We start from the raw sequence: 25,628 nt of genomic DNA, 5'->3' as shown, positions 1-25,628 counted from the left end.
TGAAACTGGTATACTATTCAGGTAATTAAAGCCAGTTTAAGAATCGGAGAAACAAAATGGAAAGAGTTTTAACCTACCACATAAAAGAGGCGGAAAACGGCCTGCGCATAGAACAATATCTGAAGCATTACGGATATTCCAGACAGAATTTTACGGATTTAAAGAAGATGGAGCAGAGTATCCTTGTAAACGGTGAATGGTACTATCTGAAACAGAAGTTAAGCACCGGTGATATTCTGACGGTCCATATAAAAGAGGCAGAGTCCTCTGAAAACATCCCCCCGGTGCAGCTTCCGCTGAATATCGTTTACGAGGATGAAGATATTATCGTCATCAATAAAGCCGCCGGTATGCCGATTCACCCATCTATGAACAACTACACGAATTCTCTCGCCAATGGCCTTGCATGGTATTACCAGTCCCAGGGGAAGCCTTTTATCTTCCGCTGCACAAACCGTCTGGACCGCGATACCTCCGGACTCACAGTCATCGCAAAGCACATGCTCAGTTCCAGCATCCTTTCTGGCATGGCGGTCCGAAAGGAAATCAGAAGGGAATATCTGGCCGTTGTCCGCGGACAGGTTACACCTCCAGAAGGAACGATCAATGCGCCTTTATCCAGAAAATCTGGTTCCATCATCGAGAGAATCGTTGATTTTGAAAATGGAGAAAATGCCGTGACACACTATAAAGTTGTCGATGAAAAAAATGGGCACAGCCTTGTCTCCCTCGAGCTGGAGACAGGCCGCACCCACCAGATACGCATTCATATGAAATATCTGGGTTTCCCGTTAGTTGGTGATTATCTTTATAACCCGGATATGGAATATATCCACAGACAGGCGCTGCATTCCCACCGCCTGTCCTTCCGGCATCCCATAACCGGAGAAGACATGTGTTTTACTGCACCTCTGCCCGACGATATGCAGCAGATTTTCACGCCGTCCGTATTATAGGTTCGAATAACCCATCAGTGATGTATCCACCGCTTTGGCCGCTTCACGTCCTTCCCTGATTGCCCACACAACCAGTGACTGGCCTCTGTGCATATCTCCCGCGGTAAATACCCCCGGGACGGATGTTTCATACTGCTCTGCCTTTGTCTTTACATTATTGCGCCCATCTGTTCCTACCTGAAAAGCTTCTGTGACATAAGCCTCACTCCCGGTAAATCCTACCGCAATCAGGACAAGATCGGCAGACACCGTTTTCTCGCTGCCTTCAACCGTAACCATATTCAACCTGCCGGTTTTCTTATCCTTAACCGGTTTCAGGCTGACTGTCACTGCCTGTGCCACTTCTCCTTTCTTATTTCCTGTAAACGAAGCCACCGTTGTCTGATATATACGTGGGTCTCTTCCAAATAATGCCGCGGCCTCCTCCTGCCCGTAATCAGTCTTTAAAACACGGGGCCATTGTGGCCACGGGTTATCTGCCGTCCTTGTATCAGGTGCCTGCGGCATCATTTCCAGCTGGGTAACAGATTTTGCACCAAGCCGGATGGCAGTGCCTACACAGTCGTTTCCAGTATCGCCTCCGCCTATTACAAGCACATTCTTGTTTTTCGCCAGATGATAAGGCGCCTTCCCGAAATCGGAATCCAGAAGTTCCTTCGTCACTGCCCCCAGGAAGTCTACCGCAAAATAGATTCCTTTCAGTTCTCTCCCCGGCACCTTAATGTCCCGCGGACTGGATGCTCCACAGCAAAGCACGACTCTGTCATATCCTGCCTTCAGTTCGGCAGGCATCACGTCCTTTCCGATATCTACCCCCGTTTTGAATGTAATCCCTTCCTCCTCCATGAGACGGATTCTGCGGTCAATGACCTCTTTCTCCAGCTTCATATTAGGAATCCCATATCTGAGCAGGCCCCCGACGCGGTCACTTTTTTCAAATACAGTTACGAGGTGTCCCCTCTTGTTTAACTGCTGGGCACACGCAAGTCCAGCCGGACCGCTTCCGACTACAGCCACTTTCTTTCCCGTACGGACTGCCGGAATCTGGGGCTTCACCCACCCGTTTGCAAATGCACGGTCAATAATGGCATGCTCGATCTCTTTCGTTCCCACTGGTTCCCCGTGCAGGTTGCAGGTACAGGCAGCTTCGCACAGCGCTGGACACACCTTGGATGTAAACTCGGGAAAACAGAGTGTCTGTGACAGGCGCAGGTACGCCTGCTTCCATTTACCCTGATATACGAGATCATTTGTTTCCGGCACAAGATTGTGCAGGGGGCAGCCGGAAACCATCCCGCCAAGCATCGCGCCTGACTGGCAGAACGGAACTCCGCAGTCCATACAGCGTGCCCCCTGCTTCTGCTGTTCTTCCTCAGGCAGGTAGTTCTTAAATTCCCGGAAGTGCCGGACTCTCTTTTTCGGTTCCTCCATCCCTGCATATTTTCTATCATATTCTATAAATCCTGTCGGTTTTCCCATTTTTTACATTCCTCCCTTCTGGAAATTTTCATTGAATGCTTCCAGCTGTGCCTCTTCCGGTTTCATTCCCTGTTCTTCCAGTCTGGCTGCTATCATTATCATCTTCTTATAGTCATTTGGAATGATCTTTTTAAACTTAGGAATGTATGTTTCAAAATGCTCCAGTATTTCCATTCCTTTCTCTGAAGCCGTTGCCTCAACATGCCCGGTGATCATCTGGCGGAGTTCCTGAATGTCCGGTTTTGTCTCCACATTTTCAATCGAGATCATCTCTTTATTCAAGTTTTTATATAATTCATTTTCCTCATCCAGAACATAGGCCACACCGCCGCTCATGCCTGCCGCAAAGTTCTTTCCCGTCCGTCCTAAGACTACTACACGGCCTCCGGTCATATACTCACAGCCATGTTCTCCCACACCTTCCACAACTGCATAAGCCCCGGAATTACGAACGGCAAAGCGTTCTCCTGCAACACCGCTGATATAGGCTTTACCGCCTGTCGCACCATAAAGGGCGACATTTCCCACAATCACGTTTTCATCCGCCCTGTAGTTCCTCTGTTTTGGAGGATAGAGTATTAGTTTTCCACCTGACAGTCCCTTGCCCATATAATCGTTACAGTCACCGCAAAGCTTCAGTGTCAGTCCCTTCGGGATAAATGCCCCGAAGCTCTGTCCTCCTGCTCCTTCGCAGTTTACCGTGATGGTATCTTCATCCAGTCCGTGATGGTGCTGTCTTGTGATTTCCGCCCCCAGTATTGTACCAAAGGCACGGTCCGTATTCGTCACGGCCACATCGACAGTGGCTTTTTCCTTTCGCTCTACAGCCTTCTTCAGTTTTCCCAGCAGGATTTTCTCATCCTTTGTATCCTCCAGATGGAACTGGTAAACCTTATCCGGATTGAAGATTCTTTCTTTGCCTTCTGCTGCAAATGGATTATTCAAAATGGCGCTCAGGTCGATCTGGGATGCTTTTGGATTTTGTGCATGCGCCTTCACCTTCAGCAGATCCGTGCGGCCTGTCATCTCATCCAGTGTACGCACTCCGAGCCGGGCCATGTATTCCCTCAGTTCCCCGGCAATGAATCTCATGAAGTTTACAACATACTCCGGTTTTCCACGGAATCGTTTCCGAAGCTCCGGATTCTGGGTGGCAACCCCTACAGGGCAGGTATCCAGATTGCAGACACGCATCATCACACACCCCATCGTTACAAGCGGTGCCGTGGCAAATCCAAATTCTTCTGCCCCGAGCAGTGCCGCAATGGCGACGTCGCGGCCGCTCATCAGCTTTCCGTCTGTCTCAATCATGACCCGGTCACGAAGCCCGTTCATCAGCAGTGTCTGATGTGTTTCCGCCAGTCCAAGCTCCCACGGCAGTCCTGCATTATAGATAGAACTCTGAGGTGCCGCCCCTGTTCCGCCGTCATATCCGGAAATCAGGATGACCTGCGCCCCCGCCTTTGCAACTCCCGCCGCGACGGTTCCCACACCTGCCTCGGAGACTAATTTAACAGAAATCCTCGCATACTTATTGGCGTTCTTCAGATCGTAAATCAGCTCAGCCAGATCCTCGATAGAATAAATATCATGGTGCGGCGGCGGAGAAATCAGGCTCACCCCCGGTGTGGAATGTCTGGTTTTAGCAATCCACGGGTATACCTTTCGGGCCGGCAGGTGTCCGCCCTCTCCCGGCTTCGCTCCCTGTGCCATTTTGATCTGGATTTCCCGCGCGCTGACCAGATAGCGGCTGGTCACGCCAAAGCGCCCCGAAGCCACCTGCTTGATTGCAGAGCAGCGGTCCACTTCACTTCCTGCACTGTCCAGACGTTCCTCACTCTCACCGCCTTCGCCCGTATTCGATTTACCGTGGAGGATATTCATAGCAACCGCAAGTGTCTCATGTGCCTCTTCCGAGATAGAACCATATGACATAGCCCCTGTCTTGAAGCGTTTTACAATCTCATCCACACTCTCGACTTCTTCGAGCGGAATTCCTTCCTCCGGATATGCAAAATCCATAAGGCTGCGAAGGTATCCGCTCTGTTCACTGTCCACCATCTTCGTATACTGCTTAAATAAATCATAATCTCCCCGCTTTGTAGACTCCTGAAGTGTATGGATCGTCTGGGGGTTGTAACGGTGTGCCTCCCCCTCACTTCTGCTCTTATGGATTCCCATGCTCTTGAGTTCCAGATCCACCGGCAGTCCCAGCGGGTCAAAAGCCCGGGAGTGATTCAGGTCAACGTCTTTTTCAATATCCTTCAGCGTGATTCCGCCCACACGGCTGACTGTTCCCGTGAAATACTTGTCAATCACCCCGGCCGATATCCCGACTGCCTCAAATATTTTTGCCCCCAGATAGGACTGTATCGTAGAAATTCCCATCTTAGATGCTATTTTCACAATACCGTGGGTGACTGCATAAGTATAATCATCAACAGCCGCATAGTAATCCTTATCCAGCATCTTATTATCGATCAGCTCCTTGATTGTATCCTGCGCAATATAAGGATTCACCGCACAGGCACCATAGCCGAGAAGCGCCGCAAAGTGATGTACCTCCCTTGGCTCCCCGGACTCCAGAATAATCGACAGCGCCGTCCTCTTTTTTGTCTTTACCAGATACTGGTGCACTGCGGAAACTGCCAGCAGGGAAGGCATCGCAATATGATTTTCATCCACTCCCCTGTCTGAAAGCACCAGTATGTTCGCCCCGTCCTTATATGCCTTGTCAACCTCCACAAACAGGCGGTCGATGGCTCTGTCCAGACGGGAGCTTTTATAATATGTGATTGGTACAACCTCTACCTTAAAGCCCTTCACGTTCATGTTCTTAATCTTTAACATGTCAGTATTTGTCAGGATCGGATTGTTGATCTTCAGCACCTGGCAATTCAGAGGCTGTTCTTTCAGTAAATTCCCGTCCCGGCCCACATAGACCGTCGTGCAGGTCACAATCTCCTCGCGGATCGCGTCAATCGGCGGATTTGTCACCTGTGCAAAGAGCTGTTTAAAATAGTTAAAAAGCGGCTGGTGTTTTTCAGAAAGTACGGCCAGCGGCGTGTCCGCCCCCATAGCCGAAGTTCCCTCGGAACCATTTAAGGCCATGCTGTAAATAGACTGGCGGTACTCTTCATAAGTATAACCGAACGCTTTCTGCATTCTGGTCAGTTCTTCCCCCCGGTACTCTTCTACACGCTGATTCGGAATCTTCAGGTCTTTCAGTTCAAGCAGGTTGCTGTCCAGCCATTCACCATACGGCTGTTTCTTTGCATAGATTTCTTTCACCTCTTCATCACTGAAGATGCGTCCCTTCACGGTATCCACAAGCAGGAGTTTCCCCGGGTGGAGACGTTCTTTCACTACAATCTCCTCCTCAGGCACCGGGATGACGCCCACCTCTGATGAAAGAATGATATCTCCATCCTTCGTAATATAGTATCTTGAAGGTCTGAGCCCGTTTCTGTCCAGAACCGCCCCCATCACGTCACCATCGGAAAACAGGATAGATGCCGGCCCGTCCCAGGGCTCCATCATCGTCGCATAATATTGATAGAAATCCCGTTTGTCCTGTGATATCGTCTGATTGTTCGCCCAGGGTTCAGGGATGGTGATCATTACTGCAAGAGGGAGGTCCATCCCATTCATCACAAGGAACTCAAGCGTATTATCCAGCATGGACGAGTCAGATCCGCGTGTATCCACGACCGGCAGCACCTTATGGAGCTGATCCTTCATATAGTCGGATGCCATCGTCTCTTCTCTTGCAAGCATCTTGTCTGCATTTCCACGGATCGTATTGATTTCCCCGTTATGTACAATCAGCCGGTTCGGATGAGCCCTCTCCCAGCTTGGGTCTGTATTTGTACTGAAACGGGAGTGTACGGTGGCAATCGCAGATTCGTAGTCTTCATCCTGCAGGTCCGTATAAAAGGTCCGAAGCTGGTCTACCAGAAACATTCCTTTATAAACGATCGTGCGGCTGGACATAGACGCCACATAAGTCGTGTCATTGCTCTGCTCAAAGACCCGGCGGGCAATATAAAGCATCCTGTCGAACATAAGACCCTTCTCGACATGTTCCGGTTTTTTCACAAAAGCCTGCACAATATCCGGCATCTTCGCCCGCGCCTTGTGTCCTAAGACACCCGGACATACAGGGACCTTGCGGAATCCTAGAAATTCCATGCCTTCCTTCTCCACGATAATCTCAAACATCTTTTTAGCCTGACTGCATTCCAGCTCATCCTGGGGGAGGAAGAGCATAGCGATTCCGTATTCCCTCTCCCCGCCGATCTCAATTCCTTCCTGCTTACAAGCCTTAGAAAAAAATCTGTGGGAAATCTGAAGCAGGATTCCTACTCCATCTCCGGTTTCTCCCTCGGCATCCTTCCCTGCCCTGTGTTCAAGCCGTTCCACAATTTTAAGTGCATTTTCAACAGTCTTATGGCTTTTTATCCCCTTACTGTTCACAACCGCGCCAATTCCACAGTTATCATGCTCAAACTGCTGTCTGTACAGACCTTCTTCTGTTCTCATAAATAAAAACCTCCATCATTTCTTTCCATTTCCTATGAAACAAGAAAGGCGCCGGAAGTCTGTGCTGTTAATAGCACAGATTACCGACGCCTTTGCCGCAGATCATATTCACATCTTCCGCCAGCCCCTGAGAAACTTTCAAAAATCAATTCTCCTAAGGCAGGCAAAAAATTATGAAACCACTATATCCTATTTTCAGAAATTTGTAAATCCCCAATTTTTGGGGATTGACTTTTTCGGGAAATCGTGCAATACTATACGCCAGAAAGCAAAGGCGCTTTGGATAACCCTATCCAAGGTGCCTTTTCATATTTTATAAGAGGTGTAAAAACGATGAAATTATATTCTGACCCTAAAATAAAAGAAGCCTGCGGTGTATTCGGTATCTATTCTCTTTCCGGCGAACCTGCTGCCGAATCCATATACTACGGGCTCTCGTCCCTCCAGCACCGCGGCCAGGAATCCTGCGGCATGGCGGTATGTGACACAAAGGGGCCGAAAGGAAATATGAATGCCCACAAAGGGATGGGGCTTGTAAATGAGGTATTTAATGAAGATATCCTGAATACGCTCCAGGGCAATCTTGGAATCGGACACGTGCGCTACTCCACAACAGGAGCCGCTTCTATTAATAACGCGCAGCCCCTTGTCCTGAATTATATCAAAGGAACTCTGGCCCTTGCACATAACGGAAATCTTGTCAATACACGGGAACTGCGTGAGGAGTTGGTACAGACCGGGGCAATCTTCCAGACGACAACCGATTCAGAGGTCATTGCTTATCATATTGCAAAGGAAAGGGTGCATACTCATAATGTAGAAGAAGCAATCCTGCATACAGCAGGGAAAATACGCGGTGCGTATGCCCTGGTCATTGCGAGCCCGCGCAAGCTCATCGGGGTCCGCGACCCTCTGGGATTGAAGCCTCTGTGCCTTGGAAGGCGGGACGATGCCTATATTCTGGCTTCTGAAAGCTGTGCATTGTCTGCCGTCGGCGCAGAATTTATCCGGGATATCAGACCTGGTGAAATCATAACGATTACCTCAGAAGGTATCACCTCCAACTGCCATCTCTGCCAGACTCAGCATGCACACTGCATCTTCGAATATATTTATTTTGCCAGACTCGACAGCACACTGGATGGTGTCAATATCTATGATGCCCGGGTAAAGGGCGGCGCCGCTCTTGCTGCCGCCTATCCTGCAGATGCTGACCTTGTCGTGGGTGTGCCGGATTCCGGAATTCCCGCAGCAAAAGGGTATTCAGAAGCTTCAGGAATCCCGTTTGCACTGGCATTCTACAAGAACAGCTATGTAGGGCGGACATTCATAAAACCGACCCAGAAGGAACGGGAATCGAGTGTCCGGCTAAAATTAAATGTATTAGCTTCCGTTGTTAACGGGAAGCGGATTGTTCTGGTCGATGACTCCATCGTCCGGGGCACAACAATTGCAGGCCTGATACGCATGTTAAAAGGCGCAGGGGCAAAAAGCGTACATGTCCGCATCAGTTCGCCCCCGTTTCTGTATCCATGCTATTTCGGGACAGATGTCCCTTCTAATAAACAGCTGATCGCCTCCTCGCACACTTCCGGGGAAATCTGTAGTATGATTGGCGCTGATTCTCTTGGTTATATGAAATTGGAAGATTTACAGCTTATGACCGGAGATTTGTCTCTCTGTAAAGCATGTTTCGACAGGCAGTATCCGATGGATATTACAGGACATACAGAGGAAAAAATACAGTAATTGCGGGAATGCATGTCATTTTCCGATTACATAAATCAAACGATGCCATATTGAAGCAAGTATTTTGCCTCCGGCATCATCACATTTTTTATGCAAGGGTGCGTAATTCTATTTTCGGGAATACGCACTCTTTTTATTACCAGATTTTCTGGTATCTGCACAGAGAAATGTGAAATAACAGTAGTAAAGGAAGGGAGAATTAACTATGAATGCTTTTTCATCTGTCAACACAATCTGGGTGCTCCTTGGCGCCGCCCTCGTCTTCTTTATGCAGGCCGGTTTTGCAATGGTCGAAACAGGGTTCACCCGGGCAAAGAATGCGGGTAATATTATCATGAAAAACCTGATGGATTTTTCAATCGGCACACCAGCCTTCTGGCTTGTAGGTTTTGGCCTGATGTTCGGAACAGGCAATGGAATCATCGGGTCTATATCCGGTATTGCTTCCGAATCAAATTATGGGGCAGGAATGCTTCCTGACGGCGTGCCTTTCTATGCCTTTTTGATTTTCCAGACTGTTTTCTGTGCAACCGCGGCAACCATCGTGTCCGGGGCTATGGCCGAGAGAACCAAATTTTCGGCATACTGTATATACAGTCTGATCATCAGCCTTGTTGTATATCCTGTATCCGGACACTGGATCTGGGGCGGCGGCTGGCTTGCTGAAATGGGATTCCATGATTTTGCGGGTTCCTGCGCCGTCCACATGGTAGGCGGTGTCGCAGCACTCGTCGGTGCAAAGATCCTTGGCCCCCGTATCGGAAAATATTCAAAGAGCGGGAAGTCGAAAGCAATCCCGGGCCACAACCTGACCATTGGCGCACTCGGTGTCTTCATTCTCTGGTTTGCGTGGTTTGGTTTCAATGGTGCCTCAACTGTTTCTATGGAAGGAGATGCAATCGTCTCCGCCTCCAAAATCTTCGTGACGACTAATCTGGCCGCAGCAGTAGCTACTGTCACGGTTATGATCCTTACATGGATTCTTTACAAAAAACCAGATGTATCTATGTCCCTCAACGGTTCTCTGGCAGGTCTTGTAGCCATTACCGCCGGATGCGATACTGTATCACCCGTTTCTGCCGCTATTATAGGTATTCTGGCAGGTCTTGTAGTAGTCTTTGGTATTGAATTTATCGACAAAGTATGCCGCATTGATGATCCTGTAGGTGCCGTAGGCGTACACGGAATGTGCGGTGCACTTGGTACCCTCTGCGTAGGGCTGTTTTCAGACGGAAGCGGCACCGAAGGAAAGGGACTCTTTACAGGCGGTGGATTCACACAGCTTGGAGTTCAGTTCACCGGGTTTATTGCAACGGCTGCATGGGTTGCCGTAACGATGATCATTGTATTCGAGATTATTAAACATACAATGGGGCTTCGTGTATCCGCCGAGGAAGAGATTGCGGGTCTGGATATCAGGGAACACGGTCTTACAAGCAGCTATGCAGACTTTGTTACTCAGGATGTTATGAATCCGGTTCCTAATGTTATGGGGACTGCTTCCAAAACAGCCCATTCTGCTTCATCCGCATCAGCCGCACAGGCTCCCGCTGAAGCTGCACGCAGCATGGCTGACAGCGCTGTAGGAAAGAATGGAAGTATTACAAACAAGCTGACAAAGGTGGTCATCATTACACGCCGCAACAAACTGGAAGACTTCATGCAGGCCATGAATGAAATCGGAGTGACAGGAATCACCATCACCAATGTTCTTGGCTGTGGCGTACAGAAAGGCTCTACTGCTTATTACCGTGGAGTCGAAATGGATATGAATCTGCTTCCGAAGGTCAAGATCGAGATTGTAGTCAGCCTCGTACCAGTCCAGAAAGTCATCGATACTGCGAAGTCGGTGCTCCATACCGGACAGATCGGAGACGGAAAAGTCTTTATCTATGATATAGAAAATGTTGTAAAAATCCGTACAGGCGAGCAGGGATACCTCGCACTGCAGGATACTTCTGACGAAGAATAAAGTTTAGGGTGCCGGAAACAAAAGAACATACAATTCCTGGAATTGGATGACTTTTGTTTCCGGCATTTTTTTATTTTTTTAACTCACGCCCTTGACGAGAGGTTTTTGAAATTATATAATGTAGTTATCAAAACTACATGTTGTGTTAAAGGAAGGTAATATTTATGAAAAGTATAAAAAATATAGAAGTACTTGGAGATTCTATCTTAAAAGGAATTCAGGTCAATCCGGTCAATAAGAAATATCAGACGAAGAATGACATCGATTTCGATATGTTAAGCCGCGAATACGCTCTGTCCATAAAAAATGACTCACGTTTTGGATGTACTGTCACCAAAGGTGCGCGAATCCTTCTGAAAAAACTGGATACCGGTCTGGATTGTGACGCCGTTGTCATGGATTTTGGCGGAAACGACTGTGATTATAAATGGGCGGAAATTGCAGAGAACCCGGAAGGAGATTTTTCTCCCAATACGCCTTTAAAGCAGTTCATCGAAGAGTATACCTGCTTAATCCAAACATTAAAAAGCAGAGGCATTCTGCCAATACTGACCACACTGCCTCCGCTTGACCCCCAGCGGTTCTTCAACTGGTGGTGCCAGAACCTTAATAAGAAAAATGTTATGAAATGGCTCGGCTCAATTGGCCATATCTCGGACCATCAGGCCACATACTCTTCTGCCGTAGAAGCCCTGGCTGCAAGCGAACATGTGCCGCTGATTGATATCCGGTCCGCATTTCTCAGACATGGTACAGTATCCGATCTGATCTGCGAAGACGGTACCCATCCTAATTCAAAAGGACAGCAGATTATTACAGGGGTGTTTCAATCATTTGCGGCAGAGAGGCTGTCGGCATTTCAGATGGTATAATACCTTACAATTTATGTCAGTACAAAGAGGCAGCAGGTAAACCGGCTTACCTGCTGCCCTCCCATACTAATGTACATAACGTTTTATATATAACGGTTTAATCTAACATCTGCCCCCACCGCTGCTTAAAATAATGTGCCGCCAGCTTCGGTCTTCTGTCCCTTGTAAACATACCTTTCTTATTGCCGTCTACACGCAGTGTTCCCTGAATAGTTGCAAAGTCTGCAAAGTTCCATGCCTGTTCTCCTACCACAAAATCATAGGCGTCCAGCACCCCATTCATCATCTGATAATATTCTACCTGATATTCTTCCGTAAACATATTTGCAGTTGCATGGTGCAGCCCTGCAACCGTGTCAACGGTATTACCAAAGACCCACAAAGCTCCAGACAGCTATATCAACGTATCTGTGGACTTTGGAAACAGCGTTGGTATGATTCCTCTTAATAGTATAGTAAAAAAAGCAGAGGCATACAAGCCAAAACAGAGAATTACTTACAAGCTGATAAAAGAATATATCCTTGAAAAATACAGCTTTAAAGTACACACAGCATATATTGCCGAGGTCAAGCGAGATTTAGGTCTGCCTATGTACGATGCCCCTAATGCAGTTGAAACATTAAAAAATCCAAGAAAGCACCCCACTCCTATTCAAGTAGATGCTATCAAAGATGCACTATCTCATTTTGAAGTAATACAAAACTAAATATGGATATGAAAATTGCTTCTTATTTTTATAAGGGGCAATTTTTATTCAGTTTTCTTTTCAATTAAGGATGCGCAAAATGCATAATCCTCTTTATATTTGTCAGATGATACTTGCTTTAGCTAATTGCATTTTGTCATAATTGATAATTAAAGATAAACTTATATGCATATTTTATTAAAAATTACATTAATGTGTTGAATTCAAGGTGGAAAAGATATACAATAATAACAACATTGTTTATATTGTTATTTGATAGGAGGTATATCATGTCTACTGCAAATCAACTTTTAGAAGAAGCTAAAAACGAAATAATCAATTTAAAACCGGGAGAGGTATTTTTAGTTCGTGACCTTTTTAAAGGTTATGAGTGGAATCGTATATCTCGCAGTGATAGACTTCTTTTAGGAACTCTTTTTCTAAATTATATAAAAAATGCTGATACCAAAGTAGCAATAATTGAAAAAACTACTTCAGGGCAGCAAAAATATAAAATCTTATGAAAGAGAGGTGCTTATAATGAATTATCAAATGGATTCAAGTGGAATAAATAGTTTAGCTGGATTTGCATATCAAATCAAAGCCTTTGCATTATATGCTTTTGATTTGCATGAAAATATGTCATTAGAGTTTGAAACTATCGAAGATGTTAATTTAAAGTCTATTAAGCCGGATCAGATTGATAAATTCAACTCAAATTTTATGTGCAAGTCAATTGCTCAAACTACCAATTTAGCAATACAGGTTAAGCATACGACTGTAGATGATTCTACTGCACAAAAAATAATACTCAATTGGCTATTACTTGAAAATTCAGAGCACGCAATTAATCAATATGTGCTATTCACAGATAAAATCTACCAGAATTCTGAAGCAATATTTAAAAAAGATGCTAATCTTCTCTTTGAAGAAATATCAGCATCTAAAAGTCGATCTGATGCAATTATTTCTAAAGTGAAAAATGCCTATAAGGGACGTTTTGATGATTTTGAAGCCGCTTATCAATCTATACAAACAAAATACCAATTTAAAAATATTGAGGATATAGACCTATCAATTCAGCAGGCTGCTTCTATACATTTTAGAAAATCGGCAAACCCAATTGTATTTTATCAAAGACTAGAGGGGTTTTTACAACACGTAACCTATGAAATTTTAGGTGCCATTAACAAAAAGATACCTTACAAAATGAATTTTGAACATTTCATAGCGCTTGTAGAAGAAATATCCAATTGCTTTACAGCCGAATTGACCGCTCCATCATATGCTGACTTCAAAAAAATCAATCCAATTGACTTAGATGAAAGCAGAATCTCAACTTCAAGGGAATTTGTTCAATTAAAAGCTTGTAACTTATCAGAGCCTGTTATTAAAAGACATTTATCTTATGGCTTGTACTACCATGCAACAGCAATAAAGTATCTGGAAAATAACAGAATGAAAAAAGTTGAAGATATTTTAGAAACAACTTTTGAAAACTTTGAGGATGCTAAATTAGATTTACAAAACCAGAGCAAAGACACCCCTTACAATCGCCTAAGTACAACAAAAGATAAAAGTAATTCTAATGCTGATAACGAGCAGATTAAATTTGGATCTGCCATTTATCTAACTAAAGATGATATTGATGAAAAACAAATTTCTTGGGAGGATGAGGAAAATGAAAAGCATTAGAGAACAAACCGAAGTACTTCAGTTAAGTATTTTCAGCAGCATAATATGTCAATTGTTAAAAAACCATAATCAGTTGAGTGTTTGCAAATTAGTTACGTTTACATATATTGTAAAACAAAATAAGTTTTTAGGGGGAAATATATATACAGCAAAAAATACGCAAGATGTAATCTATAAGGGTATTTCTCTTTTATCCGGTGATTTTGACAGATATTGCGATAGTTTAATTTATATTTTTAAGGCTATCCATTTGTTAGTAACACAAAATGTAATTACTTTAGAAAATGATATGATAACTCTTTCTGAAACAAACATTCAGAGCGATACAACATTTGTTGAAAGCAACTTTTTGAACAAAGTGATCAGAGAGAGTAAAACAATGACTGATAAACAGTTTATGAAGGAGGTGACTTACAATGTTTAAAATAAGACAACTTACTTTGTTTAGTATCCAAGAGGAGCAATTCACATATCAGTTTTCTGAAGGAATAAATTATTTTAAAGGGAAAAACGATTCTGGGAAAACTGAGTTTTATTTTTTAATTGATTTTATGTTTGGTTCTTCATTAGATATTTCAAAAAAGCGTTGGTATAAAGATTCATTGCATAAGGCAACTATGGAACTCGAGTATAATGGTATTGGGTTTTTATTAACAAGAACCATGAATCCAAATCAAAATTATTTCTCATATGTCAATGAGGATATTAGTGAATCAATTGACTTGAGAACATATAAAGACAAACTTAATTCAATGTTTTGTCAAGATGAAAGTCTATTAAAAGAAATAAGAAATTTTACCAATGAGGATTTAACTTATAGAACTTTTACAATGTTTAATTTTTTCGGTGAAAACGTTCAAGGGAAAATACAAGATTTTTTAGACAAGTGCAGCGATATCAAATATTCTGTGAAGCTTAATCCTATTTTGAATTTTATTTTTAATAATCACTTAGATAAAATTTTTGCCCTACAACAAGAATTGAATGAATTAAGTTCTCAGCTAAAAGAATTGGAAGTAAGTCGTCAGCGTTATGATTTTATTATCAATCAGGTTAATTCAAATTTGTTAAAGCTTGGGGGTAGTATTACTTATACTGGTAGAAATGCCGAGGACATAAAAAGATTTATCAACTCTGTAAGAGAAATGCAGCATCCTGATAACAAAGGAGACAAACGAAATATTGCTGACCTTGAAGTTATGTATAATAATATTTCTGAACAAATTAAAGTGCACGAAAACAGTATTTCTGATGCAAAGCAATTTGAAAAAGACAGTAATAGTAGAAAAAAACTGTTATCCAAACTGCAAGAACTCGTGTCCGATAATACTGAATTTGACTACTTAATATCCCCAATGCAAAAATTAATTGAAGATATCGACAGCACCATATTTTTCAGTAATTATATCATTACTGATAACACAGTTAAGGAATTAAGAAAGCAACTTGAACAGATTAAAATTGAAATCAGAAGAAATGATTCGAAATTCAAATGTTACACAGTTGAACAAAAGGTAAAATCTATTGCACTTATAGAAGACTATTTATCGGTGGTAATTACAAATAACGAGGAGGACTTAAATAATCTCCGAAGAAGAATTAAGGAAATAAAAGAGGAAATTAAGGTTCTTCAAAATTCTGATGATATGAAGAAAATTAATGAGATGTCCCGATTCGTCACTGACCTATATTGCGCTGCAAAAGACATCTCAACAGTGGTGTCCGACGATATACATCAAACAGGATTTGAAATTAAGTATCTTAAAAAAGGTAACATACTTCAACCAATGGTACTATCCGATGATACCGAGAACATTAATTCAAACAAAAAAGTCAATTTTTATATTGGTAGTATGGCGAGACACACGTTAATTCAATTATGTGGATATCTTTCGTTTATGAATTTAATGCTCAGCAATGGAAAATATCCCTTAGTACCAATTCTAGTTATAGATCATATTTCAAAACCATTTGATGAAAAAAATTCAAAGGCTATTGGACTTGTTCTTGATGAGGCATATAAACTAATTGGAAAAGAAAATATGCAGACATTTATCTTTGATGACGAAGATAATGAGAAATTAAACATAAATCCAGATCATGTGGAAGATTTAGTTACTGATGAAAAGACTGGATTTAACCCCTTCTACTTTCCAACAAATACAGAAGATTAATAATAAAACACTAATCAAACCGTTTACCAATAAAGGTAAGCGGTTTTTTTATACCCCAAAAACCGAAAGGAGGAACAAAATTGAACGCAAAAACAATAGCCATCGCCAACCAAAAAGGCGGCGTGGGCAAAACAACCACCTGTGCGAACTTAGGTGTCAGACTTGCACAGGAGGGAAAGAAAGTCCTTTTGATAGATGCTGACCCGCAAGGCTCGTTGTCTATCAGTTTGGGCAATCAGCAACCAGACAATCTCCCTGTCACCCTTGCCACCATAATGAGCAAGGTGCTGACCGATACCCCCATTGAGCAGAACGAGGGCATTTTGCACCACCACGAGGGAGTAGATTTGCTCCCTGCTAACATTGAGTTATCCGGCATGGAGGTATCTCTCGTTAACGCCATGAGCCGAGAAAGTATCTTAAATCAGTACATTTACACCGTGAAAAAACAATATGACTATGTACTTATGGACTGTATGCCCTCTCTCGGTATGCTGACGGTCAATGCCCTTGCTGCCGCAGACAGCGTAATTTTTCCTGTACAGGCACAGTATCTGCCCGCCAAAGGATTAGAACAACTTTTGCAGACCATCGGCAAAGTACGCAGACAAATCAATCCAAAACTGAAAATAGACGGTATTCTGATGACAATGGTGGACAGCCGCACCAATTTTGCAAAGGACATCTGCACCCTGCTAAGAGAAACCTATGGAGGGAGTATGAAGATATTTGCTACTGACATTCCCCATTCAGTACGAGCCGCCGAGATTAGTGCCGAGGGCAAGAGTATTTTCGCCCATGACCCCAAAGGCAAGGTTGCCGAAAGCTACCGAGAACTGACAAAGGAGGTGTTGAAGATTGAAAAGCTCCGCCAAAAACATAAATCTGACATCGGTAGATGATTTGTTTTCCACCGAGGAAAGCCGAGCCGATGCAGGCAGAGAAAAGGTCATGGAGATAGCCTTGACAGAGCTGTTCCCATTCAAAGACCATCCATTTAAGGTAAAAGACGATGAAGCAATGGCAGACACCGCCGAAAGTATCAAGGAATATGGTGTGCTTGTTCCTGCAATCGCCCGTCCTCATGACGAGGGCGGCTATGAGCTTGTAGCAGGACACCGCAGGCACAGGGCAAGCGAACTGGCAGGACTTGAAACAATACCTGTCATTGTCCGTAATCTTGACGATGATGCCGCCACTATCATCATGGTGGACAGCAATTTGCAGAGAGAAAATATCCTGCCAAGTGAGCGAGCCTTTGCCTTTAAGCTGAAATTAGATGCTATTAAGCGGCAAGGTGCGAGGTCAGATTTAACTTCTACGCAAGTTGCACAGAAGTTATCAGTTGAGAAAGTTGGCGAAAGTGCAGGTGTCAGCAAAGACCAAGTACGCCGATATATTCGCCTTACCGAGCTTATCCCCGAGCTTCTTGATATGGTAGACGATAAGAAAATCGCCTTTAACCCTGCTGTGGAGCTGTCCTATCTAAATCCCGAGGAACAAACCAATTTACTCGAAGCAATGGATATGGAACAGGCAACCCCCTCTCTTTCACAGGCACAGCGGCTTAAAAAGTTTAGTGCCGAGGGAAAATGCACCCTTGAAGCTATGTGCGCCATTATGAGCGAGGAAAAGAAAGGTGAACTCGACAAGGTAACGCTTTCGAGCGATAAGCTGAGAAAGTATTTCCCTAAATCCTATACACCGCAGAAAATGGAGGAAACCATACTGAAATTACTGGAAACATGGCATAAAAAGCGTACCCAACAGCAGGAGCGATAAGGCATAAGCCGCACAGAAAGGAAGTGAGAAAATGGCTGTGTGTCGAATAGAAAAAACAAAGGATTACACCGTCATGGCAAACCACCATTTACGCAATAAAGCCCTGTCGCTCAAGGCAAAGGGTTTGCTATCCCTTATGCTGTCACTCCCCGAGGATTGGGATTACACGGTAAAAGGTCTTGCCTACATCTGCAAGGACGGTATTGACAGCATTAACGGTGCGATTAAGGAACTGGAAACCACAGGATATATGAGCCGTCAGCGTGTCAGAAATGAAAAAGGACAGCTCGCCAACACAGAATATACAATCCGTGAGTACCCAAAGGCTATGGACAGTGACACTCCCCCTGCCGAGGGCAAGCCTGCACAGGAAAAACCTATATGGGAAAGTCCAACACAGGCTGACCCTATACAGGAAGAACCCCACCAATTAAATACTTATCTACAAACTATTGATAAATCAAAAAAAGATTTATTAAATACAGAAACATCAAATCCTTATCAATCTTATCCTTATGGACAACCGAAAAACACAGGATATGATGGGATTGGATACGATGGCTATGAAGAAATAAAGCAAACGGTCTATGAGAATATTGAGTACGAGCATTTTAAGCAGTACGGTAAAATCGGTATGCGTGAGCGTTTGGACGATGTAGCCGACATCATCATCGAAACCCTGTGTTCCACCAAGGACACTATCAACATTGCCGGAGAGGATTATCCTGCAAGACTTGTGAAAGACAAGATGCTGAAAATCACTTCGTCCCATATCGAGTATGTGTTTGACTGCTTAGACAAAAACACCACCTATGTGCGAAACATCAAACGGTATTTGCTTGCTACCCTCTTTAATGCTCCCTCCACCATAGACAGCTACTATGCGGCTTTAGTCAACCACGATTTATACAGTCCAACCCGTTAGGCACTTTGTAAAGAGATTTGCAGAGTGCCTTTTTCTATGTAAAAAAAACGAAAGGAGATTTTGAATATGAGAAAACCAATGGCATACATCACCGCCGCATGGAGCAACAACGAATTTGAAGTGACCGAAACAGCGGCTAAGTATTGCAGAAAGCTCTATGAAGCAGGCTACACCCCCATTTGCCCACCCCTTTACATTCCTCTGTTTCTCAATGACCAAGTACCACAGGAACACAAGGACGGAATTGATATGGCAAGGGATATGCTACGGCGTTCCAGAGTGCTTGTCGTGTGCGGTGATGTGGTGGATGAAAGTGTGAAAAATGACATCGCCATCGCCCAAAGGCTACATATCACCGCCACTACCCTTGAGGGCATTTTAACTATTGAGAGACAGGGCGAAGAACAGTAAGGGAGTGCTTATGAAAAAGTATTTGTTGCATAGGTTGGTTATACCGCCTTAGTGTGTATGAACCAAACAAGCAAGATGAAATAAAATAAAAAAGGAGATTTTCAGTGAAAACAAAATTAAATAAACCCATTGTAATTTTGCTCATTGCTACCTTAGTGTTAACCACATTTGTGGGAACTGCATTTGCGGTGCAAAAGTGGTTTGCCGACGCACAAGGACATTGGGCGGAAGATGTTATCAATACCCTTACCCAAGACGGTGTGATAGCAGGCTATCCCGATGGACTGGTACATCCCGACAATATCATCACACGTTCAGAGTTTTCTGTACTGGTGGCAAGAACAATGAAATTTAAACACACCCAAAATGATGTACTGGATATTGAGTTTACAGACATCATAAACCATTGGGCTGAAAAGGACATTAAGGCTCTGATAGCTGAAGATGTTATTATTCCAACCGATTACAGCACAGAGTTTTACCCAAATGAGCCAATAACTCGCTATGAAATGATACGAATGTTAGTTAGAGCTTTGGGTGATGATTTGCATGACGAAAACTGCAAATGTGAAACAGGATTTACCGACATTGCTAATCTTACAAAGGTACAGCTTAAATACATCTGCACTGCAAAAGAGTATGGTATCGCTAATGGCTTCCCCGACGGTACTTTAAGACCATTTTTCAATGCCACAAGAGCAGAAGCATTTACTATGCTTGTAAACAAAAATAAAGCAATGGATAAAATTGAACAAGCACAGGCTGATAAGGATAAGCAAGACAAGGAAGAACAACCACCTAAGCCCTCCGGCGGTGGCAGTTCGGACGGTGGTGGCAGCTCATACAACCCCGCCCCTGTCTTTTCCTTTGACCTGCCACAAGCAAGTTATGTAGGCGATACAATGACCTGTTCACCCAATAGCCGGTATGTAAGCTCTGTTAAATGGACACTGGAGAAAGACGGTGTTGCAGTATCCTTTGAGAAGTTTTTTGATGGTAGCCTATCGTCAAACGGTGGCACAATTAAAGCAAAAGAAAGTGGAGATTATACCTTGATTGCCACCGCATCAAACAGCGTAGGCAAAACCACAACCATCAAGGATACCATTACCATTTATCCTGTTGTTGAGGTATCGTTTAAAATGCCCCAAACCTCATATACCGACAGAGAAGTTGAGATTGAGTTAACCACCAAAAACCTTGGTAATGGTGCAGTAAAATGGACGATTTACAAAGATGGCATAGTAGTGGATACAAACAAAGTAATAGACGGTGAGCTTGATAACACAGGAGGCACGGTCTTTTTTAACGCAAAGGGAAAATACACCGTCGCTGCAACCGTAGTAGATGGTATGGGTAAATTCATTACCGTTTCAGAGGATATTATCATTCATTCCAAAGTGTCCGTTGATGTTTCACTTCCTCAAAAGGCATACACGGACAAAGCCATCGCCCTTGATGTTTATACGAAAAACGCTGAGAACTTAAAAGTAGATTGGTCACTTATAAGAAACGGTGTTGATGTAAAGGTCAATGAACATATTGAGGGTATTTTGCAAGACAAAAAGAATATCCGTTTCAAAGAAAAAGGTGTCTATAAGCTAACGGCAACCATCGTGGATGAAACAGGTCGAAAATATACGGACAGTGCAGACATAACCGTGTATCCTGTGGGTTCGGCAGGGTTTTACTTGCCCGAAATCTTCCATACTGACAATTTGGTTATGGTAGATACCACATTTACCGAAATTGGAAGTAACAAGGCTAAGTGGACACTAAAAAAAGACGGCAAGGAAATTAGCATGGAGCAGGCTTTTGATGGAACGCTTAACAACAATGGCGGCTCTATAACATTCAAAAATGCAGGAAGTTATACGCTCTTTGTTTCATTTACCGATGATGGCGGCAGGACTTACAGCTATGAACAGGATTTTGTGGTGTATCCTATCCCTGTTGTAACCTATACCTTACCCAAATTTGTACACACCGACACTCAGTTTTCCGTTACCACCACCCTTGAAAATATAGAGGGCTTGAAAATCGAATGGTTGATTGACAACACAAACGGATACCAAGACTGGAACACCTATGTGGACGGCACACTAGGCAACAACGGCGGAGATATTACCATCAAACGTGCAGGAGTGTATGAACTGGTCGCAAGAATTACAGACAAAACAGGACGAGTATTCCTCTTTGAGTCCAAAGAAAAAATAGAGGTATTTCCTGCTTTGATGTTTGGCTTTGACCTTCCAAGGCTTGCTTATACGGACACAGTGATTGATATTAGGACACACGGAAATTATCAAGTGTTACCAGTGGAATGGACAATCACCAAGAACGGCAAAAGTGTTCCGTTTGATACTGTTACTACTGGCAAGCTAAATGAAAATGGCGGTAAATTGCGTTTCACAGAACACGGTAAATATGTTTTGACAGGCACAATGACAGACTATCTTGACCGTAGATTTTCCCACAGCGAAACTATTCAAGTTATGCCTATTGTTGAATACAGCTTTACCATGCCCCACACCATTCACTACGGTACTGAATTTACCGTTGCTGTGGAAAATGCAGTGCATACAGATTTGTACACTGTGGGCTGGGCAATGACGGAGGATAATACGGCTATTGTTTTTGATGGCAACCTCAGTAACGATGGTGGTAGCATTTCCATTTCGCATTTAGGGACATTTGTTTTAACTGCAACCATCATAGACAGCGAGGGCAGATTATTTACCCATAGCCAAAGCATTACTGTAACCAACACTGCACCGAACAAACCTATTATCAATATTAAGCCAACACGAACAGTGAAGGACAGTTTGTTTTTGGTGGAAATTGAAGCCACAGCTATTGACCCCGACGGTGACGAAATTACCCTTGAATGGGATGGTAGAACAGAGGGTGACTACTACTCTGTTGGTAATCATACCGTAAAAGCAAGAGCCAAGGACATTGCAGGAGCTTATTCAGAGTGGGAAACTATCACCTTTGAAATTATCAATCATGCTCCTGTTGTAACAGCCACAGCCACTCCAACAAGGACAGTGCAAAATGGTAAATTCCGTGTAGATTTTAGTGCCACAGCCACCGATGCAGACGGCGATGCCACAACATTGGAATGGGACGGCAGAATGGAGGGCGATTACTATTCCGTTGGTACTTACACAATGCGAGTACGGGCAGTGGATATTGCAGGAGCATATTCCCAATGGCAAAGCGTAACCTTTGAAATCATCAATCATGCTCCTACCATAACAGCCACAGCCACTCCAACAAGGACAGTGCAAGACGGCAAATTCCGTGTAGATTTTAATGCCACAGCCACCGATGCAGACGGCGATGCTACGACATTGGAATGGGACGGCAGAACGACAAATGACTATTATTCCGTGGGTACACATCAAGTCCGTGTAAGAGCCAAGGACATTGCGGGAGCTTACTCAGAGTGGCAAATGGTTTCCTTTACCATTACCAACCAAGCTCCAAGCACCCCTGTTATCGCCCGTTCTCCAAATGGCAATAGTGTTGCACCGGGAACAGCCATCATCATCAATGCTACTTCTACCGACCCCGACGGCGATGCAATCACTTATATTTGGGAAAATAGAGATGCCCAAACACAGACCTATCCCTTAGGCAGAAACTTGGTAAGAGTAAAAGCCGTTGATGAAGCAGGGGCAGAGTCACCGTGGGCAGCAATCGTCTTTTTCGTGGCGGACAGCTCAAGTGGTGGTGGCATGACTTTAACAGGGCCGGACAGCACCATTAACGAAAATGGACTTGACGGTGCAACCATTAGTGAGTTTACATTTACTGTACCGCCAGTTTCGGGACACAGTGGCAACGACTACGGCAGAGTACGGGGCTATAACATTCACACAAACCAGTGGGAGCAGTTAGCCTATGGTACAACCAATAACGGTATTACATTTAATGAAACCTTGACACCGGGAACATATTCACGCTTGGAGTTTTACTACTACACCAATCATGATTGTATGTACAACAAGTCCAATATCACTTATTCTGTTGAATATTTCTTCCAATAATCTAGGGACTATCTCGTGAAAGGAGGGATTTTTTATGCAGGAAGATGTGGAACACAGAACGGTTGCTCTTGCCATAAGTGCAAGTAAGCTCACAGGCAGGGAGCTGAAAAAAGCCATTGTAAAGCTCCTTGCCTACTTAAAAGACAAGGATAAATACCCCGATATTCCACAGGGAAAACAGTCTGTAAAACAGCTTGCAAAGCAAGGACACGGCATGACAAGCATTGAGATTACCGACCAAAATATCAAAGACTTTGAGCGTGTAGCAAAAAAATATGGTGTTGACTTTGCTGTGATGAAAGACAAGCACCAAGTACCACCGAAATACGTGGTCTACTTCAAAGGCAAAGATGCCGATGCTATAACAAATGCCTTTAAGGAATACACCGCCGATATGGTGAAAAAGGCAGCTCGCCCCTCTGTACTGGCAGAGCTTAGAAAACTTGCCGAGCTTGCAAAAAACACCGTTATTCAAAAGGTTAAGCACAAAGATAAGGAGCAGAGCCTATGAGTAAAAAACTAAAAAAGCTCCTTATCATTAACATTCCCTATCTTTTGTTGGGGCTGATGTTTACCAAGCTACCTGAAGCATGGCGATATACAAGCGGTGCTGATATGGGGCAAAAGATACTGAACTTAGGTGAGGGCTTTTCCAAGGCTCTTGCAGTACCCTTACCGTCCTTTTATCCCACCGACTTACTGATAGGGCTTGCCATCGGAGGACTGCTCCGACTGGTGATTTATGTTCGCAGTAAAAACGCTAAGAAGTACCGCAAAGGTGTGGAGTATGGCTCTGCTCGTTTTGGCAACGCAAAGGATATTGAGCCGTATGTAGACCCCGCTTTCCAAAACAATGTGATACTGACACAGACGGAACGGCTTACCATGAACAACCGCCCCAAAGACCCAAAGACAGCTCGAAACAAAAATGTGCTGATTGTGGGCGGTAGTGGTAGCGGTAAAACAAGGTTTTGGCTAAAGCCTAACCTTATGCAGTGCCACAGCTCCTATGTGGTTACAGACCCCAAAGGCAGCATTGTCATTGAGTGTGGCAAGCTGCTACTTCGTGAGGGCTACAAAGTAAAAATCCTAAACACCATCAATTTCAAGAAGTCCATGCACTATAACCCTTTTGCTTATATCAGAAGTGAAAAGGACATTTTGAAACTCGTTACTACCCTTATTACCAACACCAAGGGCGAGGGTAAAGCCGGAGATGATTTTTGGGTGAAAGCGGAAACCTTGCTTTACACCGCCCTTATTGCCTACATCTACTATGAAGCCCCCGAGCATGAGCAAAACTTCACAACACTGATTGAGTTCATCAATGCAAGTGAAGTCCGTGAGGACGATGAAGAATACAAAAACAATGTGGATTTAATGTTTGACAGGCTTGAAGCAAAAGACCCACAGCACTTTGCGGTACGGCAATATAAGAAGTACAAATTAGCTGCCGGCAAGACAGCAAAATCAATCCTTATTTCCTGTGGTGCAAGGCTTGCTCCCTTTGATATTAAGGAGCTCAGAGAGCTGACCTCCTATGATGAATTGGAGCTTGATACTTTAGGTGATAAGAAAACGGCATTGTTTATCATCATCAGCGACACCGATGCAACATTTAACTTTCTTGTATCCATGTGCTACACACAGCTTTTCAACCTACTTTGCGACAAAGCCGATGATGTGTACGGTGGTCGCTTGCCTGTTCATGTACGGTGCTTGATTGATGAATGTGCAAACATAGGGCAGATACCAAACCTTGAGAAGCTCATGGCAACTATCCGAAGCCGTGAAATCTCTGCTTGCCTTGTGTTGCAGGCACAAAGTCAGTTAAAAGCACTCTACAAGGACAACTCTGACACCATAATCGGCAACTGCGACAGCATGATTTTCTTAGGAGGTAAAGAGAAAACCACCCTCAAGGACTTAACTGAAACTATGGGCAAAGAAACCATTGATATGTTTAATACCTCCGACACCCGAGGTAGCCAACGAAGCTATGGTATCAACTATCAAAAATCAGGAAAAGAGCTTATGTCAATGGACGAGCTTGCCGTTATGGACGGTGGTAAGTGTATCTTACAGCTTAGAGGTGTTCGCCCATTCTTCAGCGAGAAATACGATATTACAAAGCACCCGAAATACAAGTATCTTTCCGACTTTGATAAGCGAAATTCTTTTGACATTGAGAAGTTTCTCTCCACCAAACTAAGGCTCAAGCCCGATGATGTTTATGAGGTGTTTGATGTAGGTGTCGAGGAAGAAACAACAACCCCACCGCCCACAGATGGGCAATAAGCACTGCCGTTTTACGGTGGTGCTTTTTATAT

General features: G+C 43.8%; 17 protein-coding genes and 2 pseudogenes. 16 read left to right on the top strand and 3 right to left on the bottom strand.

Translation table 11 applies throughout. The features are described from left to right. The first annotated feature begins 56 nt into the window (after nt 1-56). Nucleotides 57-956 carry an RluA family pseudouridine synthase gene (locus A8806_RS22605; RefSeq protein ID WP_109733430.1) on the top strand — a complete coding sequence of 300 codons (900 nt, stop codon included), beginning with the start codon at nt 57-59 and terminating at the stop codon, nt 954-956. On the opposite strand, the gene A8806_RS22600 is transcribed toward A8806_RS22605, so the two are convergent. Both A8806_RS22600 and gltB read right to left on the bottom strand, forming a co-directional pair. Next, nucleotides 951-2,435: a glutamate synthase subunit beta gene (locus A8806_RS22600; protein WP_109733429.1), complete on the bottom strand. Its 1,485-nt coding sequence runs from the start codon at nt 2,433-2,435 to the stop codon at nt 951-953. The genes A8806_RS22605 and A8806_RS22600 overlap by 6 nt on opposite strands. Before the next feature lie 3 nt (nt 2,436-2,438). Further along, complete coding sequence (gene gltB, locus A8806_RS22595) at nt 2,439-6,977, bottom strand: glutamate synthase large subunit (RefSeq protein ID WP_109733428.1); 4,539 nt, start codon at nt 6,975-6,977, stop codon at nt 2,439-2,441. Between the two features lie 333 nt (nt 6,978-7,310). Between gltB and purF the strand changes: the two genes are divergently transcribed. The 3 genes from purF (at nt 7,311) to A8806_RS22580 (ending at nt 11,570) form a co-directional block, all read left to right on the top strand. Then, entirely contained in the window at nt 7,311-8,726 is a 1,416-nt protein-coding gene (purF, locus tag A8806_RS22590) for an amidophosphoribosyltransferase (RefSeq protein ID WP_109733427.1), read from the top strand. Between the two features lie 205 nt (nt 8,727-8,931). After that, nucleotides 8,932-10,698 (top strand): ammonium transporter, encoded by a 1,767-nt coding sequence (locus A8806_RS22585; protein WP_109733426.1) that lies wholly within the window; start codon nt 8,932-8,934, stop codon nt 10,696-10,698. A 164-nt stretch (nt 10,699-10,862) separates the two neighbouring features. Continuing rightward, a complete protein-coding gene (locus A8806_RS22580) occupies nt 10,863-11,570 on the top strand; it encodes an SGNH/GDSL hydrolase family protein (RefSeq protein ID WP_109733425.1) in 708 nt (235 codons plus the stop codon). Between the two features lie 97 nt (nt 11,571-11,667). Here A8806_RS22580 and A8806_RS22575 read toward each other — a convergent pair. Next, nucleotides 11,668-11,928, bottom strand: a pseudogene (locus tag A8806_RS22575) (glycoside hydrolase family 2 TIM barrel-domain containing protein); the annotation flags it as partial. On the opposite strand from A8806_RS22575, the pseudogene A8806_RS22570 reads away from it, so the two are divergent. The 12 genes and pseudogenes from A8806_RS22570 to A8806_RS22515 all read left to right on the top strand — a co-directional run. Then, a pseudogene (locus A8806_RS22570) lies at nt 11,924-12,277 on the top strand (hypothetical protein); the annotation flags it as partial. The pseudogenes A8806_RS22575 and A8806_RS22570 sit on opposite strands and share 5 nt — an antisense overlap. Before the next feature lie 269 nt (nt 12,278-12,546). Continuing rightward, complete coding sequence (locus tag A8806_RS22565) at nt 12,547-12,780, top strand: single-stranded DNA-binding protein (RefSeq protein WP_109733422.1); 234 nt, start codon at nt 12,547-12,549, stop codon at nt 12,778-12,780. Between the two features lie 16 nt (nt 12,781-12,796). After that, nucleotides 12,797-13,951, top strand: coding sequence for a hypothetical protein (locus A8806_RS22560; protein ID WP_109733421.1), 1,155 nt, complete (start codon nt 12,797-12,799; stop codon nt 13,949-13,951). Beyond that, entirely contained in the window at nt 13,938-14,375 is a 438-nt protein-coding gene (locus A8806_RS22555; protein ID WP_109733420.1) for a hypothetical protein, read from the top strand. The genes A8806_RS22560 and A8806_RS22555 overlap by 14 nt, the downstream gene beginning before the upstream one ends. Then, nucleotides 14,368-16,125 carry a hypothetical protein gene (locus A8806_RS26325; protein WP_181368835.1) on the top strand — a complete coding sequence of 586 codons (1,758 nt, stop codon included), beginning with the start codon at nt 14,368-14,370 and terminating at the stop codon, nt 16,123-16,125. The genes A8806_RS22555 and A8806_RS26325 overlap by 8 nt, the downstream gene beginning before the upstream one ends. Before the next feature lie 80 nt (nt 16,126-16,205). Then, entirely contained in the window at nt 16,206-17,027 is an 822-nt protein-coding gene (locus A8806_RS22545) for a ParA family protein (protein ID WP_109733419.1), read from the top strand. Then, entirely contained in the window at nt 16,984-17,907 is a 924-nt protein-coding gene (locus A8806_RS22540; protein WP_109733418.1) for a ParB/RepB/Spo0J family partition protein, read from the top strand. The genes A8806_RS22545 and A8806_RS22540 overlap by 44 nt, the downstream gene beginning before the upstream one ends. Before the next feature lie 31 nt (nt 17,908-17,938). Continuing rightward, nucleotides 17,939-18,832 carry a DUF6017 domain-containing protein gene (locus tag A8806_RS22535; RefSeq protein WP_109733417.1) on the top strand — a complete coding sequence of 298 codons (894 nt, stop codon included), beginning with the start codon at nt 17,939-17,941 and terminating at the stop codon, nt 18,830-18,832. A gap of 66 nt (nt 18,833-18,898) precedes the next feature. Beyond that, nucleotides 18,899-19,243, top strand: a complete 345-nt coding sequence (locus A8806_RS22530) for a DUF7768 domain-containing protein (protein WP_109733416.1) — start codon at nt 18,899-18,901, stop codon at nt 19,241-19,243. Nucleotides 19,244-19,347: 104 nt separating this feature from the next. Further along, nucleotides 19,348-23,298: an S-layer homology domain-containing protein gene (locus tag A8806_RS22525; RefSeq protein ID WP_109733415.1), complete on the top strand. Its 3,951-nt coding sequence runs from the start codon at nt 19,348-19,350 to the stop codon at nt 23,296-23,298. Between the two features lie 34 nt (nt 23,299-23,332). Beyond that, nucleotides 23,333-23,809, top strand: a complete 477-nt coding sequence (locus A8806_RS22520) for a PcfB family protein (protein WP_109733414.1) — start codon at nt 23,333-23,335, stop codon at nt 23,807-23,809. Further along, entirely contained in the window at nt 23,806-25,596 is a 1,791-nt protein-coding gene (locus tag A8806_RS22515; protein ID WP_109733413.1) for a VirD4-like conjugal transfer protein, CD1115 family, read from the top strand. The genes A8806_RS22520 and A8806_RS22515 overlap by 4 nt, the downstream gene beginning before the upstream one ends. The last annotated feature ends 32 nt before the right edge of the window (nt 25,597-25,628 follow it).

It is taken from the genome of Faecalicatena orotica (assembly GCF_003149245.1).
In the GTDB taxonomy this organism is placed as follows: domain Bacteria; phylum Bacillota; class Clostridia; order Lachnospirales; family Lachnospiraceae; genus Faecalicatena_A; species Faecalicatena_A orotica.
Note: the sequence above shows the minus strand (reverse complement) of the source record. Positions and strands in the feature narration are given on the sequence as shown.